General features: G+C 46.8%; 17 protein-coding genes. 3 read left to right on the plus strand and 14 right to left on the minus strand.

The window, feature by feature from the left end; genetic code table 11:
- The first annotated feature begins 103 nt into the window (after nucleotides 1–103).
- Nucleotides 104–1,948, plus strand: coding sequence for an asparagine synthase (glutamine-hydrolyzing) (gene asnB, locus AB4Z30_RS23795; RefSeq protein WP_441929917.1), 1,845 nt, complete (start codon nucleotides 104–106; stop codon nucleotides 1,946–1,948).
- Between the two features lie 152 nt (nucleotides 1,949–2,100).
- Here the strand turns inward: asnB and AB4Z30_RS23800 are convergent, their stop codons facing one another.
- From AB4Z30_RS23800 to AB4Z30_RS23840, 9 genes are all read right to left on the minus strand, one after another.
- Nucleotides 2,101–3,798 carry a methyl-accepting chemotaxis protein gene (locus AB4Z30_RS23800; RefSeq protein WP_441929918.1) on the minus strand — a complete coding sequence of 566 codons (1,698 nt, stop codon included), beginning with the start codon at nucleotides 3,796–3,798 and terminating at the stop codon, nucleotides 2,101–2,103.
- Between the two features lie 340 nt (nucleotides 3,799–4,138).
- Entirely contained in the window at nucleotides 4,139–5,002 is an 864-nt protein-coding gene (locus tag AB4Z30_RS23805; protein WP_441929919.1) for an STM4011 family radical SAM protein, read from the minus strand.
- The gene (locus tag AB4Z30_RS23810) at nucleotides 4,999–6,384 is read right to left on the minus strand and encodes an STM4012 family radical SAM protein (RefSeq protein ID WP_441929920.1); all 1,386 of its coding nucleotides are present in this window, start codon (nucleotides 6,382–6,384) and stop codon (nucleotides 4,999–5,001) included. Before AB4Z30_RS23810 ends, AB4Z30_RS23805 begins: the two co-directional genes overlap by 4 nt.
- 13 nt (nucleotides 6,385–6,397) lie before the next feature.
- Nucleotides 6,398–7,183: an STM4013/SEN3800 family hydrolase gene (locus tag AB4Z30_RS23815; protein ID WP_441929921.1), complete on the minus strand. Its 786-nt coding sequence runs from the start codon at nucleotides 7,181–7,183 to the stop codon at nucleotides 6,398–6,400.
- Nucleotides 7,176–8,462 carry an STM4014 family protein gene (locus tag AB4Z30_RS23820; RefSeq protein ID WP_441929922.1) on the minus strand — a complete coding sequence of 429 codons (1,287 nt, stop codon included), beginning with the start codon at nucleotides 8,460–8,462 and terminating at the stop codon, nucleotides 7,176–7,178. Before AB4Z30_RS23820 ends, AB4Z30_RS23815 begins: the two co-directional genes overlap by 8 nt.
- On the minus strand, nucleotides 8,463–9,305 hold the full coding sequence (locus tag AB4Z30_RS23825; protein ID WP_441929923.1) for an STM4015 family protein: 843 nt from the start codon (nucleotides 9,303–9,305) through the stop codon (nucleotides 8,463–8,465).
- Nucleotides 9,306–9,697: 392 nt separating this feature from the next.
- A complete protein-coding gene (locus AB4Z30_RS23830; protein ID WP_441929924.1) occupies nucleotides 9,698–10,321 on the minus strand; it encodes an XTP/dITP diphosphatase in 624 nt (207 codons plus the stop codon).
- Nucleotide 10,322: 1 nt separating this feature from the next.
- Complete coding sequence (rph, locus tag AB4Z30_RS23835) at nucleotides 10,323–11,078, minus strand: ribonuclease PH (RefSeq protein WP_441929925.1); 756 nt, start codon at nucleotides 11,076–11,078, stop codon at nucleotides 10,323–10,325.
- Between the two features lie 118 nt (nucleotides 11,079–11,196).
- The gene (locus tag AB4Z30_RS23840) at nucleotides 11,197–12,252 is read right to left on the minus strand and encodes a GerMN domain-containing protein (protein WP_441929926.1); all 1,056 of its coding nucleotides are present in this window, start codon (nucleotides 12,250–12,252) and stop codon (nucleotides 11,197–11,199) included.
- Nucleotides 12,253–12,499: 247 nt separating this feature from the next.
- Between AB4Z30_RS23840 and AB4Z30_RS23845 the strand changes: the two genes are divergently transcribed.
- Nucleotides 12,500–13,066, plus strand: coding sequence for a phosphatidylglycerophosphatase A family protein (locus AB4Z30_RS23845; protein WP_441929927.1), 567 nt, complete (start codon nucleotides 12,500–12,502; stop codon nucleotides 13,064–13,066).
- A gap of 230 nt (nucleotides 13,067–13,296) precedes the next feature.
- On the opposite strand, the gene AB4Z30_RS23850 is transcribed toward AB4Z30_RS23845, so the two are convergent.
- The 5 genes from AB4Z30_RS23850 to AB4Z30_RS23870 form a co-directional block, all read right to left on the minus strand.
- The gene (locus AB4Z30_RS23850) at nucleotides 13,297–13,950 is read right to left on the minus strand and encodes a ferric reductase-like transmembrane domain-containing protein (RefSeq protein ID WP_441929928.1); all 654 of its coding nucleotides are present in this window, start codon (nucleotides 13,948–13,950) and stop codon (nucleotides 13,297–13,299) included.
- Between the two features lie 37 nt (nucleotides 13,951–13,987).
- Nucleotides 13,988–15,034 carry an FAD:protein FMN transferase gene (locus AB4Z30_RS23855; RefSeq protein WP_441929929.1) on the minus strand — a complete coding sequence of 349 codons (1,047 nt, stop codon included), beginning with the start codon at nucleotides 15,032–15,034 and terminating at the stop codon, nucleotides 13,988–13,990.
- Entirely contained in the window at nucleotides 15,031–15,369 is a 339-nt protein-coding gene (locus tag AB4Z30_RS23860; protein WP_441929930.1) for a hypothetical protein, read from the minus strand. The genes AB4Z30_RS23855 and AB4Z30_RS23860 overlap by 4 nt, the downstream gene beginning before the upstream one ends.
- A gap of 236 nt (nucleotides 15,370–15,605) precedes the next feature.
- Nucleotides 15,606–16,601: an MBL fold metallo-hydrolase gene (locus tag AB4Z30_RS23865; RefSeq protein ID WP_441929931.1), complete on the minus strand. Its 996-nt coding sequence runs from the start codon at nucleotides 16,599–16,601 to the stop codon at nucleotides 15,606–15,608.
- A 64-nt stretch (nucleotides 16,602–16,665) separates the two neighbouring features.
- Nucleotides 16,666–17,409 (minus strand): class I SAM-dependent methyltransferase, encoded by a 744-nt coding sequence (locus AB4Z30_RS23870; RefSeq protein ID WP_441929996.1) that lies wholly within the window; start codon nucleotides 17,407–17,409, stop codon nucleotides 16,666–16,668.
- 290 nt (nucleotides 17,410–17,699) lie between these two features.
- On the opposite strand from AB4Z30_RS23870, the gene AB4Z30_RS23875 reads away from it, so the two are divergent.
- Nucleotides 17,700–18,575 (plus strand): DUF72 domain-containing protein, encoded by an 876-nt coding sequence (locus AB4Z30_RS23875; protein WP_441929932.1) that lies wholly within the window; start codon nucleotides 17,700–17,702, stop codon nucleotides 18,573–18,575.
- The last annotated feature ends 87 nt before the right edge of the window (nucleotides 18,576–18,662 follow it).

Genomic DNA, 18,662 nt, shown 5'->3' on the forward strand with positions numbered 1-18,662 from the left:
ATATTTGTTACGACCTCTGACGAAAAAGACAACATTTGCTAGTTGCTTACGATTTTTAGCAGCATACGGATGAACGACTCGACCAAGAAAGGATGAACAAACCATGTGCGGTATAACCGGCTTCGTACAGTGGAATCGGGATTTGACACAGGAATCGGAGCTGCTCGTCCGAATGACGGATAGCTTGTCGAACCGCGGCCCCGACGCTTCAGGTACATGGATTTCCAACCCCTGTGCTTTTGGACATCGCCGCCTCAGCGTAATGGACCCAGAGAACGGGGCACAGCCCATGCATGCGTTACAGGGAGATACCTCCTATACCGTTGTGTATAACGGAGAACTATACAATGCACCCGAATTGAAAAAAGCGTTACTTCAGCGTGGGCATCATTTCCGTACCCAATGTGACACAGAAGTTCTACTTGCCTCGTATATCGAGTGGGGGCCTGTGTGTGTAGAAAAGTTTAACGGTATCTTTGCTTTTGCCATATGGGACAGCGGAAGAGAACAGGTTTTCATCGCTCGTGATCGCCTCGGCGTGAAACCTCTGTTCTACAGTAATACAAAGGATTGCCTCGTATTTGGTTCGGAACCCAAAGCATTGCTTCTGCATCCGGATGTGGAAGCTACAGTAGGACCGGAGGGACTCGCAGAAGTATTTATTGTAGGCCCTGCACGAACACCAGGACACGGCGTTTACTCTTCATTACATGAACTGAAGCCTGCCCACGCCATGATTTTTAGCCGTAATGGGATTAAAACCTATACCTATTGGAAACTCGAGTCCGTGAAACATGAACATAATCTGGAAGAGACAGCAGCTGAAGTACGTCGTCTGTTACAGGACACGTTAGAACGCCAGTTAGCCTCCGACGTTCCTGTATGCTCTCTTTTATCCGGCGGCCTTGACTCCAGCGCCTTGTCTGCTTTGGCTGTTGATTATTACAACCGGACGGGGCAAGGCCAAGTCAGTACGTATTCGGTTGATTATGTGGATAACGCTAAACATTTTCAGGCACATTCCTTCCAGCCCGGAGCCGATGGTCCATGGATTCAGCGAATGGTTGATGAGCTCAAAACCGATCACCACTGGATTGAGATTGAAAATGGAGAGCTTGTACACGCACTGACGCAGGCTATGCTGGTAAGAGATCTGCCGGGCATGGCAGATGTTGATTCTTCCTTGTATCTGTTCTGTAAAGAGATCAAAAAGGGAGCCACCGTCGCCATCTCTGGTGAAGCTGCTGATGAAGTATTTGGGGGTTATCCTTGGTTTCACCGGGATGAAATGCTGAACTCAGGTACATTCCCCTGGTCTGTAGCACCTGATATGCGGGCAGGACTGTTATCTCCAGACATTCGCGAGTGGATTAGACCACTTGACTACCTTGCAGATCGATATTCGGATGCCGTTGCCGAGGTTCCGTTACTGAAGGGTGAAACAGGAAAGACAGCGCAGATGCGTGTGATGTCTTATTTAAATATCACCCGGTTTATGCCTACACTGCTGGATCGCAAAGACCGGATGAGTATGGGCGCCGGATTAGAAGTACGTGTTCCTTATTGTGATCATCGTCTGATCCAATATGTATTTAACATTCCCTGGGAAATGAAAATTACCGGTGGAAGAGAGAAAGGCATTTTGCGAAAAGCACTTGAAGGCGTGCTGCCTGATGATGTTTTATATCGTAAAAAGAGCCCTTATCCCAAAACACATAACCCTCAATATCTAGCAGCCGTTAAGCAACAGGTGCTTGAAATACTGGATGATCCATCATCGCCAATTTTGCCGTTAATCGACAAAGTTCAGATTCGAAATCTCGCTTCTTCACCGGACGCCTCTTCGAATCTGCCTTGGTTTGGACAATTAATGTCAGGGCCACAATTGTTTGCTTATTTGACTCAAATCAATAGCTGGCTGAAGACCTACAGCGTCGCCATCCGATAAATAACTCACCCTCAGTTCATCTGTACTTTCGAACACACGGTGCACCCATTCTGCACAATGATGGTCACCAACAAGAATTCAGCAACTAAAAATGCCCCTATCCACCATTGACATGGCGTAGGGGCATTTTCGCATATTTCTTTTTTCCTCAATTAAGAAACTTTAAAACGAGCAACAGACTGCTGCAATACCTCCGCCATAGATGAAAGATCATTCGCAGCCGATGCAATTTCCTGCATTGCAGACAATTGCTCTTCGGTTGTTGCACTTACTTCTTCTGTGCCCGCAGCCGCGTTCTCCGTGACGTCCATGATTGATTTCATAGAGGCATTAATCTGCTCTACACCAGCATTCATCTGTTCAATGGAAGCGGATACCTCCTGTGCCTGCCCTGCAACACCACTCACTGAAGATCGAATCTCGTCAAAAGTAGATCCTGCCTGATGCACTAACTGAATTCCTTCTTGTACCTCAGATGATACCACACTCATCGAAAGCGCAGCATTCCTCATGCCTGTCTCAATGGAAGAAACAAGTCCGACGATTTCTCCTGCAGACTGTGCAGACTGCTCTGACAACTTCCGAACTTCGGTAGCCACAACCTGAAACCCTCTTCCGTGCTCTCCAGCTCTTGCTGCTTCAATGGCTGCATTAAGAGATAACAGATTCGTTTGCGCAGATATTTCCGAGATTGCATCTACCATTTTCACAATATCTGTCGAGTGCTTACTGAGTTCTTCAATAACTACTGCAAGGCTCGAAACCGTGTTCTGAATGGAATTCATCTGCCCCACTGCTGAGCGAATGGATTCACTACCGGAGATCGTCTGGGCAGATGCTTCTGCAGCCTGCTCCGAAACAACGGTTGTATTTTCAGCCACTTGCCGGAAACCGGTTGCCAGTTCATTCATCGTCTGGAATCCTTCACTGACCATACGGACCTGCGAATCCATTCCTGCTGCAATCTCCCCCATTGTCGTAGCAACTTGTTCGTTAGCTGTAGCAGTCTGTTCTGTACTTGCCGTTAATTCTTCAGATGAAGCTGCTACTCGTTCAGCACCATCGTTCACCTGATGGATCAGCCTACGTAAATTAACTGACATCAAGTTAAATGCCTCAGCCATCTCCCCAATCTCGTCTTTGTTACGAACCTTTAATGGTTCCCCTGTTAAGTCACCTTCCGCAATACGGCTCGCGGCTTGTGCAACAGCCTGTACCGGTTTGGCGATAATTCGGCCGATGATGATTGCGATTGCTAAGCCAATAAGAATAGAGATGATACCAAGGATGCTGATTAATCGAAGGACCGTAGCTGTTTGCTGATTGGCCGCAGCGACTCCTTCATCCATTGCCTTTTGCTGATGATTTTCCATTGATTGAACAATGTTTTCAAATTCAGTTATAAGCGGCGGGACTGTATTCTCCATCAACTGAGATATTTCTTCCACATTCCCTTGCTTGGTCATAGACATTATGTTTTTTGAAATTTCATAATATTGGCTCATCAATTTGCTGGAGTCTGCCAGATATTGTTTCATATTGGCACTTGCAACTGTCGCTTTTAAATCTTCGCTCAATGTTATGTAATCTTCATACGCCTGCTGAAATGCATCCTCATTATTCTGACCAGGTTGCATGATGTAATTCCTCAAAGCTACTTGTTGTGATTTAAGATCAATTGTCATGTTTTTGATTTTAAGCAATTTGCTAGTTCTATCATTTATTAAATCGGTGTACGTTTTCTCCAGGCTTACAAATTGAAAGTATGAAATAGATGTAACCGCTATCAACAACAATAGAACGGATGAAAAACCGATAAGCAATTTTTGACTGATGGATACCCTTTTCACGTTGAATTCCTCCTGAGGTTCAATGAAATTATGTAAAACCAAATACACTTTGACGTATTTACCCCTCCCACATTAAAGACTAAAGACCTATAATAAGATATAAATCGATATTATAAACGCTAATATCATCTATCAAGCAGGTCTTTGTTCCTAATTTATACTAACCCAAATTGAACCAAACTTGAATCAAAAATATTTAAAATTCGCAAATAAAAAAGTCAAGACCTATTCAAAAGGAGGGAATCGTGATTTTTTTCATCGCAAAAAACAAAAAAACATCTTTCAGTGCACTCGCAAGCAAACCTTTGGGTTTGATACAAGTACGTACTGAAAAATGTTTTTATTGATGGATGAAGGCTGGATTCCGTTCCAGCAGCCCTGTGCCAAATGTTTCTCTAAACGGGGCATCCTGCATATGAATATAACCGATATAACAACCGCATTTTTTCATACTACAAGGTCGGTCTTTCGCCAAAGCCTGTAAGCCGTCACGATAGAGATGACCAATGATGCGGCGATCCTTGTAACACCTTTTCACATGTCCCGAGCCTTGCACGTAAAATACATCTGATCCTGCGGCACAGCTTTTGCCCAAACTATCATAGTCTTGCAGATTCCCTTCAAACAACGGGTCGATTCCCTTGAGAAACTTTATTTCGTCCGGGGTATAGTACTTGGGCCGATCTTTGAACGCATTAACCCACATATATACATCGTCCGGCAGAGCTTTTCTCATGGTTTCTATCGCTGGAAACGCACTGCGCAAACCTACCGTACCTACACTGAAAGACAGTCCCATCTCACGTAAAGTCATACATTGGTTTACAAAGGCTGTCTCTTTCGTCTCACGGGGATGATATGTTGCCCAGAAGGCGGCTTTGCCCACATGCAACTCACGTGCCCAGTCCAGTTTGACTGACAGGTTCGTCTGAATTGCTACTTTTTCCACATGGGCCATATGTGACAATTCAACCATCGCTTCCCGATACCATCGCCGCACCAAGGCTTCTCCATAGGGGTTGAAAAATATAGAAAAACGATGCCCATGACTCTCCTGTTCCCTCACCCAGTTAACAAATTGCCGTAACTGTTGTTCATCCACACTCAGCGTTTCTTTGGAATCAACTGTTTTACTAAACGGGCAATAAGGACAGTCATAGTTACAGGAGGACAACTTCCCCCGATAATATAAGGTCGCTTTCATGAGAAAACAAATCCTTCCATCTGCTCCCGAATTTTCGCAGAGATAAGCCAATCTCCTATGGCATCAGAGTATCCCAGCCCCTCCTCTGTCAAACGCAGCACTCGCCCTCCAGCATCAACATCGAAACTTGCCATCTCTTCTGCCAGCAATTCGTTTAGCCAAGGGTAATCAGACATAACATCAGTTCCAAACCTCTCCTGGTAGGTGGACAATAGGAGTCCCTCCCGATGTAGCAATGCTTTTAAAATGAATCGGCGTCTCTGCTCTTCGAGGTTTAATACGATGCCATAATCTGCAATGTCGTAGCGTTCAGCGTTTACATAATCGGCAATAATGCTCTGCGTTGCTTTATAAGTCACACCATACTTTGAGGCATAATGCACCTCGCTCGTATAGGATCGAGCACCACATCCGAGACCAACCATACCTTCTTCCTGACAGCTGTAGGGTAAAAGTATTTTGGCAGAAGACTGTTCCTTCGCAAACCTACGCATGGAATATTGCACATATCCTTTGCTTTTTAACAGCTCACGTGCAGCTTTGTACAGTTCCATGCGAATATCGGGCCCTTGACGTTGTATATCTTCTGGCTTCACAATCGTATTCTCCCGCGTATACAGCGGATAAATAAATATTTCACCAGGATCATAGGCCAGCACACGTTCAAGGGAATAGATCCATGTTTCCACGGTTTGACCTGGCAGACCATAGATCAGATCCAGATTCAACAGCGGGAAATCATAACGAACCAACTTCTCGAGAGCCCGCTCTACCTCCTGCGGTTTTTGCGGACGATAGATGGCAGAAGCCTCCGCTTCAATAAAGCTCTGAATCCCCATACTTACTCGATCCACTCGTCGTTCCTTCAAAATGCTCAGTTTCCCATCCGTAACCGTGTCAGGCGATGTCTCCACCGAAATAGAAGCCTGCGACGAATCCAGTCCCATCGTATACTCAGCAATGTCGAATAAGCGGCTGAGTTGCGACTCATTCAACAATGTTGGTGTTCCCCCGCCAATAGCAAAACGTGAATACGGTCTACGCGATGTAATTGGCGCCCACTGCTTTGCCTGACGTTCAAGTGCATCCACGTACTTCTCATGGCTATCCTGCCTTTTGTCCGGCAATGTGAACAGATTGCAAAATCCGCAACGAGCGGCACAGAAAGGAATATGCATGTATAAAAAGTAAGTTTCCGTATCCTCCTTTTCCCACAAAGATTGCAGTGGAATCGGCGGATTCAGTTCACGATACGCTGTCTTATGCGGGTAGGAGTACAGATAAGAACGATAAGGGAATTTCAGCACTTCACGAAGAGTCGCTGTTGAATCGGAGCCAGATTGCGGGGCACTTGCTGTAGTTCGCTCTGCATACTCACTCATCGGGCTTCCCTCCTTATAAAATAAATTCACGGTACGGCACCGTCCAAACGACATCGTGTGCCAGACGATGACCGTGATATCCATCCTCACCGTAGGCGGTACCATGGTCAGAAAAAGCAAGACAGAACGTTGGCCGTTCGCGTTTTCTCATCGCTTCAAACAAAGGTCCTAACGCCTTGTCCACATATCGCAATGCAGCCCGCTGCGTCTCTACCGAGTCCTCTCGGGCTCCCTCAACGAAGTATCGGTTGGGGCCGTGAATAGCGGAAACGTTTATGAAGAGAAACAGCTTCTCTTCTAAAGCAGTCTGATGAAGCAGCTTTAACGCATGGTTTACTTGATTCTCTGTTGACCTTGGATTGGTAACCCCAAAATTCATGCGCCAATAACTTTGCTGAAAATAACCAGGCAGCACTTTGGCGAGAGGATTCTTTTTCGTAAAAAATATGACGCCACCGATACAGATCGTTCGATACCCCTCAGCGGCAAATCCGGACACGATATCTGGTGTATCAAACAACCAGGTGTGAGGATGAGTTTTAAGTCCGGTATTCCGAGAATGGAACAACCGGATATGAGATGCTTTATCTGTATTCACCGGTGTAGGCATAAAACCGCCAAAAAAAGCATGATGCGCAGCATATGTAAAGCTGCCGGGGGTGTGCCGTTTTTCCCATGGACCTGAGCCGCACAGATTAGGGCAATGTTGCTCCTCCAGCTTGGCAACGTCATATCGCAGTGTATCCAGTGTAATCATTAAGATGTCATGGGAGCCTACAATGGTGTTCATATCAGGCATGTCTAACAGGCTCCTTTCGCAAAAGCTTCATTTCCCATTCATAAGGGCTCATCCCTTCATATTTGACTCGGTATAACAGGTCTCCAAACGGATTCACATCCAGCACGTACGCACGAGGGTTCATGCCGCTAGTCAGCATCACATCAATACCTGCCGACCATGATTTAGGGAACACTCTTATCGTATCCTGAGCCGCCTTCTGAATCATGGACAGATGTGATTCCTTCAGACCAGCTTCTGCTGGCAGCATCCGCTCATTCCGTAGATGAAGATTGGTGATTGGTGTATGGCTAAGGCGCATGACCGCATGACCAGCCTGCCCCGCCGCTACAAGTTGACGAATATCATAAGCGCGTTGATTCAGCGTTGCTTTGGGCATCCACCGTTCAATTTGAGCCCCTTCAGCACAAAGCCAGTCCAGCAGCGTACGAATTTCCTCATGGCGAGTATATTTCTGCAGTTTCCCTTCGTTATAAAAAATCGTTCGACCCTGGAGGGTCTCCATACCTACAGTTGTCACAGCGATCTCCGCACCTGTTCGCGGATTCACCTGATATGCAACCACACCAGAAGCAGCCGAGCCGCAGGCAAGCTTGACAAAGACGCGATGCATCCGTGATGCATCCATCCCTGCTCGTAACATTTCCCAGCTCCTAATCGGCTCGGAAGAAGGTAATATCGGTGGCACCGAAATTCCATAACGCATGAGGTGAAGCTGGCATTCTCTTTTATCAAACATCATCCCAATCTCATCAGGATCGTTCCAGAATTGCACATCTGGCCACACTACACGCGCTTCTCGGGCAATCCGGTCAAGACAAATCTTCCAGCCTCTGAACCATTGGGCCGGTGCGTAAATTCTACCCCACTGTTGTTCTAATATGAGCGCTGCTTCGGCGGAAAAAGATTCCCGTTTCACCTTTTGCAAGGAGGACGGCAGATCAGTTGCAACGCACGCCTTCGATCCCTTAACGCTCGGCTCTGAATCAGTCCGCACCTTACCATCCGATACTTCGTAGTCGGTTGCCCCGAGATGTAACAGCCCGCGTTCTACCTCCCAATCTTCCCCAGGAGCATCCAGCCGAATGAGCGGGCTAGGTGAGCTGGATTTCACAAGTTCGGCAAGACCGCCTCCCCGTCTCCAGGTTTGGAGCAGATTCTCATAAGGCAACACCGTCGCAGGTTTCATGCCCATTTGACTTCTGGCTTCTTGTATTCCTGTCGTTCGTCGGTTACCTGGATGACCGATTAATAATAGATCCTTTTCATGCAACATCATTTATTCTGTCAGCATCGGGAAACGCCAGTCATCCTCATCAATTTCTTGCTGGTCACTGACATCCACCGACATGCCTGATTGTTTAAAACGCTCCATCATTTCGTCCGTCATGAAGTGATAGCTCAGGTTCAAATGTTTTAATTGTTTGATTTTATCGCTGGCAAGCAGCGCCTCTGCGCCTTCATCGGATAATGTGCCTTCGGAGAAATCAAGTATCTGAATCTGCTCCAAGATCGATGCATCTGCAACAGCCTTGGCTATCTCATCCTGTATTTCGCTGTCCTTCAAACCAAGGTACTCCAGTTTAGGGAAACGCCCTTTTTCAAGCAATGGCAGTACGTCCTCTAATGAACCGTTAAATCCGTAATCTTCCACACCCAGATACAGTTCGAGCTTGCGCAATTCAGGCAATTCAGCGGCCGCAATGGAATGTAGCACTTTCTTCGGAAGACCGCCACAGATAATGATTAATTCTTCCAGCTTGCTGTGCTGGAGAGGTTCCAGTTCAAGTCCGCTGCTGCCTTTGATCACAAACGAGGTCAAATTCGGAAAAGCTTGTAGAATTGGCGCAAGATTCGTCTGAACAATCCAGGAAACTTCGCACTCTTCCGACTCCATATCTCCGATAAACAATTGTTTTAGAGCCGGAAAACTTGGTGCAAGCTGAATTAACGTATCTTTGAATTCCTGCGGTGAATTTTCATAAGCTTGTCCCCAATCTCCAATGATCAGACTTTCCAGCGTAGCCGCTTCCGGTTTCGCTGCCAAATCTTGAAGAAGTGTCTCCATTCGTATACCTTCTTCATAGTCATCGTAATTTACAACCAGCTTCACTTCTTGCATGCCAAATCCCTCCCGTATAAGGTGTATCATCTTTCACTAATCTGAATGTTAACCCATACCCGGCATGACTTGCAACTTCTTCCAACCCCAGTCCCAATGCCATTCCCAATCGTGCAAACCACCTCCTGTTCGGCATAGGAAAAAGAACGCACGTTCCCCATATCTGAAATCCTTAATCAGTCATGATATCTAGGTATATGGAAGGACCACGCTTGATTAGTACAACTACGCATATCAAAAAGACGTTAACAGAGTGACAACCTTATCCCACAGGAATGAAAGTTGTTTCCATTAACGCCTTGATGAATTCAATGCTTCTCTTGCTTGCTTCATGCAATAAAGAAAGTCAATCGATTCAGCACACTAGCGAAGCATGCAGCCTACCTCGCCTTTTATGCTTTCAGCCGAGAAATGAGTGCTCGCAGCGCTTGACCTCGATGACTGATGGCTTGTTTTTGTTCCAACGTAAGTTCTGCCATCGTTTTCTCATATTCCGGCACATAGAAGAGTGGATCATATCCAAAACCGCCTTCGCCTGCCGCATCAGCTGTAATCCAGCCGTCTGCTGTACCTTCGGCTTCATACTTGTCTCCGCTTGCTGGATCGTACAACACCAGTACACAGACAAACTGTGCTGGGCTTAGCAATGGCTGCTGGGAATCCTCTCCGGACTTTAATGCAGCGAGAGCATCCAGAAGCTTGGCATTGTTCTGTGCGTCCGTTGCACCTTCACCTGCATATCTTGCCGAATAGACACCCGGCTCTCCGTTCAGCAGTTCCACACAAAGTCCCGAATCGTCTGCCAGAACGGGCAGTCCAAGCGCATCGCCAACTGCTTTTGCTTTTTTCCATGCATTTTCAGCAAAGGTAACGCCGTCTTCCACGACATCCGGCAGCTCCGGGTAGTCAAACATGCTTTTAACCTCTTTACCCAGGGAAGCGAAGGCATGTGCGAATTCCCGCACTTTACCCGCATTGCGGGTAGCAACAATAATAACCGGGCTGTCCAGGCTCATCTTATGCCTCACCTAATCCGCGTGAGCCGATTTTGAGCGCAATCGGTCCAAGTACTTCTTTTTGACGCTCAATCATTTCCAAGATCCCCTGTTCACCAAGTTCCAGCATCGCGTTTAATTCACGGCGATCAAATGGTGCTTCCTCACCTGTTCCCTGAAGCTCGACATATTTACCGCTGCCGGTCATTACCAGGTTCATGTCTACCTTGGCTTTAGAGTCTTCTTCATAGTTCAGATCCAGCACTGGTTGTTCTCCCACAACGCCTACACTCACGGAAGCGAGGAAGTCTGTAATCGGGAACACTTGCAGTTTGTGCTGCTGGGCAATTTTGTTCACTGCGAGCGCAAGCGCAACAAATGAACCGGTAATCGACGTTGTGCGTGTGCCTCCATCCGCCTGAATAACATCACAGTCCAGCGTAATGGTGCGCTCCCCGAGTGCCTGCAGGTTCACAACCGAACGAAGAGCCCGGCCGATCAGACGCTGGATTTCCATCGTACGTCCCGTCAGTTTACCCCGATTCGCTTCACGCTGGTTCCGAGTGTGCGTGGCACGCGGAAGCATGGAATATTCTGCTGTAACCCAGCCTTTACCTTGTCCTTTCATAAAAGGCGGAACACGTTCCTCCACCGTTGCGGTACAGATTACCTTTGTATCACCAACTTCAATCAATACAGAGCCCTCGGCGTATTTATTCGTGTTAATTGTTAAATTCATCGGGCGCAGCTGTTCGCTAGTTCGTCCGTTAGATCTCATATTTTCTGCCTCCTACGACTTAAGCATACTGTAATGTTGAACTTCTTATCTCTTACAGCCATCCTTTATATTTTACCAAAGAGTTCAATTAAAAGCACCCTTAGGCATCTCCTATCCTTTAAATCGGGATTTCGTTAATATACTCCGGCTTCGATACAGGCGTGCTGTAATCTCGGTTATCATCGCCTTTGACCGTTTTGTGCCCGTTCCATTCAATCTGCACTTTGGCATCCTTGCTGACTGTGTTCTCTGCAGTTGTCAGGACAACGGACTGCAAAAGTTCACTAGGTACAACATCCCCTTCAGTAAACATGTCGTCCTTAAGCGCAACCGTTACCGTTCCATCCTCAGATATTTTAACAGATTGGAGTTCTGTTCCACCTGTCATGACTTCTTCCAGTTCTCCGCCTTTGGCTGGTCCCTTGATCAACTCATTTAAAGCAGCCTGAACTCGGTCTCCACCTGGAGTTACGAGACGTGTAACAGGAACATAATACTGTACACCAGCAGGAGAAGCAGCTGAAAAATAAACCGTCACCGGACTGCTGTTCGTTGTAAAGGACTCGCCCAGATCCAGATTAATGCCTACTGCACGATTCAATGGCTCCGGTAGCGGAGTACTGTTCACAGGCATTTGGCTCAGCTTTTTGCCATCCACCCAAATCTGTACATTGTTTACGTCTGGCGTACCCGTCAGTGTCCACGTCACCGCTTCCAGCATTTTACGCTCATCTTTGGCATCATATTTGGCAAAGTTACCCGAGAACTCGACAACTGCCAGCTTGTCGTCTGCATGAATCGTTACATTTTGCACGACCGTACCTTGTGGCAGTACACCTTTGAAACCTTCTGGTAACATGCCTGCATATGCTCCGCCCGTAATTAATGTATCTAATGCAGTCTTCGGACTGCTCACATCCGTTCCAGACGGAAGTGTTAAAGAGACTGGAGCGAGCAGCCCCTGCTGGTCTTGCAAATATACGGTCGTGAGTGGGAGCGTTGCGAGCGTTCCGTTCCCTTCGGCTGCCTGAATCATAGCAGCTTCCTGAATACGTGGCGGCGGATCAATAGCTTCTGAAGATTGGGCACCAAACATACCACAGCCAGTCAAAACTACAGGAATACTCAGCAAAGCTGCTGCTGATGCCTTACGCAAAGATGGGATTTTTCTCATGATCACGTTCCCCCTCATCATTTTTACAGTTTGTACTACCATGTATACGAGCCTTTGATCAAAAAATAACTACTTTTTGCACAAGCCCTTACTCGAACTGACGATCTTCTTGTGAAACAAACATAAAAGCAACGCGATACGGTTAATAACGTATGTAAGTTAGATGTATACAATCATCAATATATAATCCGTATATAATCGTTATATAAGTTGAATGAATTTTTTTACACCAGAGGAGGAATCGCCCATGGAACATCCGGAGCAGGAAAAAATCCCTTACAGTCTGAATAGCCGTAAAGTTGCCGAAGCGACAAGGGAATGGTTGCACAAACGTGGCGTCACGATCCCTGAGATTGCAGAACTGGTTATGCTGCTTCAGAAGAAGTACTATCCTGGACTGACGATGGAAGAATGCATTGAAAATGTAGAGATGGTTTTGAAAAAACGCGAGGTGCAAAATGCAGTGTTAACCGGCATCCAGCTTGATCTTCTGGCAGAACAGGGACAACTGCTCTCTCCCTTGCAAGAGATGATTGAGAACGATGAAGGCTTATATGGCGTAGATGAAATTCTGGCCTTCTCCATTGTGAATGTATATGGCAGTATCGGATTTACCAATTACGGTTATGTGGACAAGCTGAAACCCGGAGTATTGGAACGTCTCAATGACAAAAGCCTTGGGCCTGTGCATACGTTCTTCGACGATATTGTCGGAGCCATCGCTTCAGCCGCCAGTAGTCGTATCGCTCACCGTAAACAATCCGAGATGGAAGAGGCGCTGGGAGAAAAACCGGTCAGTGACGATAAAATTTAGTTCCTTTATTAGCGTACCAGTAACAGAGGATGAATTGGCACGGAATGGATTCGTTTTCGCGTGAATACATATCTGCCTGATATACGTTGTTTCATAATCAAACGTCTCAGAAAAAAAGCGGCCTCCATGGCCGCTTTTCTATATTAAAATTACGATGATATATAGTTGAAAATGATGGAAAACCATACTCGAACAAGAGAACCTCTACTTAACACGATATGATAACATGCCTATTTGAGCTGCTCTTGTCCGAGCGGCACGGCTAATCCATAGGCTTCTGCCCACTTTCGATCCCGCATGGATTCTGATTCGATTCGTTTGGGTCCAATCGTAATCTCCGGTCCTTTGCGCTCCCGTAACAACCCACGCAATACCGTAATGCCTATAATACTTATGCCCGTAAATACATACATAAGGCGCATGATGACATGATTGGAATCACTCCCCGTAATCATGCCATGAATCAATAAACTGGCGAACACCGGGTAGGATAACATATGGAACATAAACCACCATCTGCGCCCCAGCTTGTTTCGTAGATCACTGGACAACAACACGATCAGCAAGCCGTAGAAAGCTAACGTGCCCAGTCCCGTACCAATCGGGTGCACCGATGCTGTAAAAGGAATCAACAATTCACTCCAAGTAAACGGGCTATAGTGATCAACAACCAATGTGAGCGCATGTATTATGCCAAGTCCAAAAGCTAGCCAGGTTGTCCTTGTGTGCCACGTTAACATAACAGCTTTTGGTTTCCCCTTTGCCATAGGCATCCCTTGAGCAATACCTAGAAACACCCCGGCAAAAAGCAGCAAATATGCGGCAATTCCACTTATTCGAATAATGTTCCACGTTGGCAGGTAATCTACAATCCACTGCGCCATAACCGGCTCCCCCAAATCTACTGGATTTGTCCCGTTCCTATTCGATCAAGCTGAACCGATGATCCGGGTCGAATCCAGGCCAGCGCTCAGCAAGCGTTGCAGTATTCCCTCTAAAATATACATTTCCGTCCCTAGTGATCCAAAGAGCATCATGTCGGTCATAATGCCGATTAAGCCAATTCACTGCCTCCGCACTTCCCAAGATACATACGGTCTTGGCTATAATTTCGCACTGCGAAGCATGCTGACCGACCACTGTGCATTGCAAAATGTCTGTATGTGAGGGTTCCATCGTCCGGGGATCAATAAGATGATGTGCTGTAAGACCATGCTCATTCTGCCACTGTCTGCGTGTAATGCCTGATGTAGCGACAGCCCCTCGCTGCAGCCTTACCGCCCCATTCATACCTTGCTCCTGTGAGAATGGACTTTTTATTTCAAGTGTCCAATGTTGATGATCTTTCGTTCCCCATACCTGGACATCACCGCCTGCATTAATCATGCCCGCAGTAATCTTCAACGTCTTCTGCAACCAGTCTGCAATGCGTTCTACAGCCCAGCCCTTCACGATTCCACCGAGATCAAGCTCGGCTCCCGGATCGAGATGAACCATCCGGCTACCTTCCCTTTGTATCCAGTTCGGACGACTGTAATCATACCCATGTTCGCTCATACTAAAGGATTCATTTTCTCTTGTACGAAACAGACGTGCCAGCAAGGGCAGCTGGAATCCTCTCTGCTGCATCTTCTCAAAGCTTATATCGTATCCCGCTGATCGCAGGGCCTGCGAGATGCCTGGCTGGAAAATGCCTTCCGTCTGTCCAATATATCCGTAAGCCAGACTGAGCACCTCATCCATCGCAGCCGACACAGGTACCCATCCTTCACTCTTATTCAGACGATTCAGTTCACTGTCAGCCACAAAACGGCTGAAGCGCTGCTCCTGTGTTTCAAACCAGTTCTTTACGAGGCAGGCTGCATGTTCCGCTTGTTCTCTATCTGCCAACAGCTGCACCTCCACCTCCGTGTTCATCGCGTAGAAACAAAATCGGAGCGGACTTACAGCTTGCTCTGTGCGGCTCATGATACACCTGTGTGTGACTGATAATGACCACGACTGCTTTCAGAGCCTGAGCGGAACAATTTTGTCTGATCCTGATTCTGATTCTGATCAACCGAGTCTCCATCTGCATCCCAGCTAAACTGATCTTTACGATCTGGAGACCATTCATCCATCACGTCGTCGCGTGAATCAAGCTGTGTTGAAGCCGTCACACCAGTGTCTGTTCCATTCGCAGCCGCATAAGCAGCATCAAATGCATCCGAGGTTCTTACATATTGAAAGAGTGCAGCCACCGTCAACGTTGCTGCAGCCGAAGCTTGCCATTTTCTCCATTGGTTCCTGTTACGTCTAGCCATCGCTTATCCCTGCTTTCTATAGCAAAGTTCATAATTGTATGATAGGCAAGCAGGCTTAAAAGAAGCTGAATAAACGGTTAAGCGTGCCTAAAGCTTTTTAATATGATGCAACAAAAAAGCCCCGAACAGGTACTTCCTGCTCAGGACACAAAAAAGTTTATCATTGAGATATATAGATAGATAGTAGTATCGATGCAAAAAGATCTTAATTAGCATATCATATGATTTCCGAATACTTATACTGATGTTGATATATAAATGATGCCTTCAGGTTGCTGTTCCTGTCTCGCTAAGCCCCGCCGGATTAATTCTTGCAAGTGAGCCAGTGTTTCACTCATGGCAAAACGCAACTGATGTATACCAAGCCGATCGCCAAACAGGTACAAACAGATATCGTAAGCGTGAGCAGGGCTTTCCTGCAAACGTTCCGTCAGTTTGCCCAGACGTTCTTCATGATGAGCAATCAATTCGATAGTGCGTTCCGTAAAACGGGTAAACGGATTTCGATGTCCTGGATATGCACGCTCCACTTCAAGCGCGTTCAAACGCCTTAAGCCGTCCATGTAGGATTGTAAAGGTTCCGGATCGCTGTCCGGCTGCAAACTAATATTGGGTGAAATCTGGGGTAAAACCGCATCTCCGCACAAAATCTCTTTGGACTCGGGAGCATAGAACGACAGATGGCCTGGAGCATGTCCCCCCGTTTCCACGGCGATCCAACCTTTTCCACCCATATGGATAGTATCACCATCTGCAATGATGGTTACCTTCGGAAGCGGTGTAATCTGTGAAATAAACGTTCTCATATGTTCCTTGATTTCAACCGTTTTTTGTTGCGGCATACCATGAAGAAGGTAATACGCTGGCAGTCTCTCTTCAATACTCGCCCCGGTTCCCCACATGAAATCTGTTTCCTGGCGGGAGCGTGCTGACATTAACACCGGCGCACCCGACATCTGCTGCATCCATCCGGATAATCCCAGATGATCGGGGTGATGATGAGTTAACACAATTTGATGAACATCCTCAAAGGTCAAATCTCGCTCTGCCAACGCTTCCTGCCACTCCTGCTCCGTCCCTGCTGATCTTGGTCCCGGATCAATAATGCTTACCTTCCCATTCGGTTCGGTCAAAATATAGCTGTTCACCCAACGAAGCGGAAAAGACATCGTGATTTGGATACGGTGCATCCCTTCTGGCATCGATAACTCTTCGGTTCTTGTACGTTTCATGGTCTTTCCCCTCTCTCATTCATAAGTTGAACTAAAGATATTTACATTGAGCATGCTTTTGCTTTTAGTCCGCAGGACGATGTCCCACAAAGATCATGCGTGGCGAAGTCTGCTCGTCATACTTCTCTTCATCGTAACCCCCGTGAACCTGATCAACCTGAAGATCCGCAGCCTCCAGCATCTCACTAAGTTGCTCACGCGAGTAGAGCTTGACACTTTCCTTATAAATTCGCGGTTCCGTCTCGGCTGCAATGTCCTTGATTCGAATTTCCTTTTGCACAAATCCGTCTTGTATCCTGCGAAACTCTTCAATCCGCTGCCCTTCATCTTCACGAACGGAGTGTGGCACCAGATGTTTCTTCACATGAGCTGTGTTGATAAAATCAATAATGAAGCTGCCTCCCGGTCTCAATACATCATGCATTGCATGCAGCACCTTCAATTGCTCGACATCCTCAGGAAAGTACCCAAATGAAGTGAACAGGTTAACTACGGCGTCAAAACGAGCGTTGGGCGGAAGCCTGCGCATATCGGCATGATACCACCTGACCCGATGATCGGTATCGAGTTCCCTGGCTTCGTTCAGTAGCACATCCGACAAGTCTACTCCTGTCACCTGAAAGCCAGCGTCCGCAAGCGCAAGAGAGTGCCTGCCCATGCCACAGCATAGATCAAGCACTTCTGCATGAGGGTGGAGCCTTAGCCAGTTAATCATTTTATGTACTTCCTCATAAGCACCATGTACATCCCGGTGTTTGTATACGAGCAGATAATCTTCGCCAAAACTCTTTTCGTACCATGCCGTCATGGTCATCTTCGCCCTCCGTATCATCATTCGCACAGCTAGCTATATACTTTGGACTAGATATTACTAAGACTTGCACTCCAATGACAAAACAACCTGAACAGTCGCTGTTATCAATAAATATAGACTGGTTATGCTCTATGTATCATTCCAAATTATTGTAACGTTTTATGCCTCAAACTCAAAATAATCCTCTATTGTCACTCATTGAACGCTTCTATAACGCACGATATAATGTTAGACATATCATGCTCCTGCGAATCGGTTAAACACATACAACAGGAGGTGTTCTTATGATTCGTATCGGACTTACGGGATGGGGCGATCAAGAAGACCTCTATCCTAACCGTACCCAAGCGAAAGACAAGCTTCGTCTGTACGGACAATATTTCTCCACGGTGGAGGTAGACAGTTCATTCTATGCCGTGCAGCCTCGCGACCGTATGGCCCGCTGGGCTGCGGAAACGCCTGAATCATTCTCTTTTATTGTGAAAGCCTATCAAGGAATGACGGGACATCTACGGGGCAAACCGTATTTTACCAGCACGTTCGAGATGTACAAAGCTTTTCGTGAATCGCTTGAACCTGTGATTGAGGCAGGCAAGATGCAGGCTGCCCTGTTTCAATATCCGCCATGGTTTGAATGCAACCGGGACAACGTCAATGAACTGCGGGAAGTGAAGCTCCGTATGGAGGGTATTCCATGCGCAATCGAATTTCGTCACCAAAGCTGGTATGCAGACAACATGCGTGAGCGCACCCTTCATTTTCTAAAAGAGCAAGAATGGATTCATAGTGTCTGTGACGAACCACAGGCAGGGCCAGGCTCCATCCCCATTGTGCCCACCGCAACGGATTCCCGGATGACACTCGTTCGTATGCATGGACGCAACGTATCCGGCTGGCAGCAAAACGGTGCCTCAAACTGGCGTGAGACACGTTATCTGTATCGGTACAACGAACAGGAATTGCTGGAGTGGAAAGTTTATCTGGAACAACTGCAGGAGCAGAGTGAAGATGTATTTGTTATTTTCAACAATAACTCTGCCGGAGATGCAGCAACCAACGCCCAGATGATGATGGAATTGCTAGGTCAGCCTACCAAGCCATTCCCCGACCGCACCGAGCCAGAGAAGGAAGAAGGCCCTGAGCAGCTGGAGTTATTTTAGAATAAATACTATGCTTAATCATGCTGCCCTGCGGGGGAGCATTTTTTAACCAATGTTTTATTAACAGGGCGAAATGGATTACAATAG

This window comes from Paenibacillus sp. 2TAF8 (genome assembly GCF_052114825.1).
Lineage (GTDB): Bacteria > Bacillota > Bacilli > Paenibacillales > Paenibacillaceae > Paenibacillus.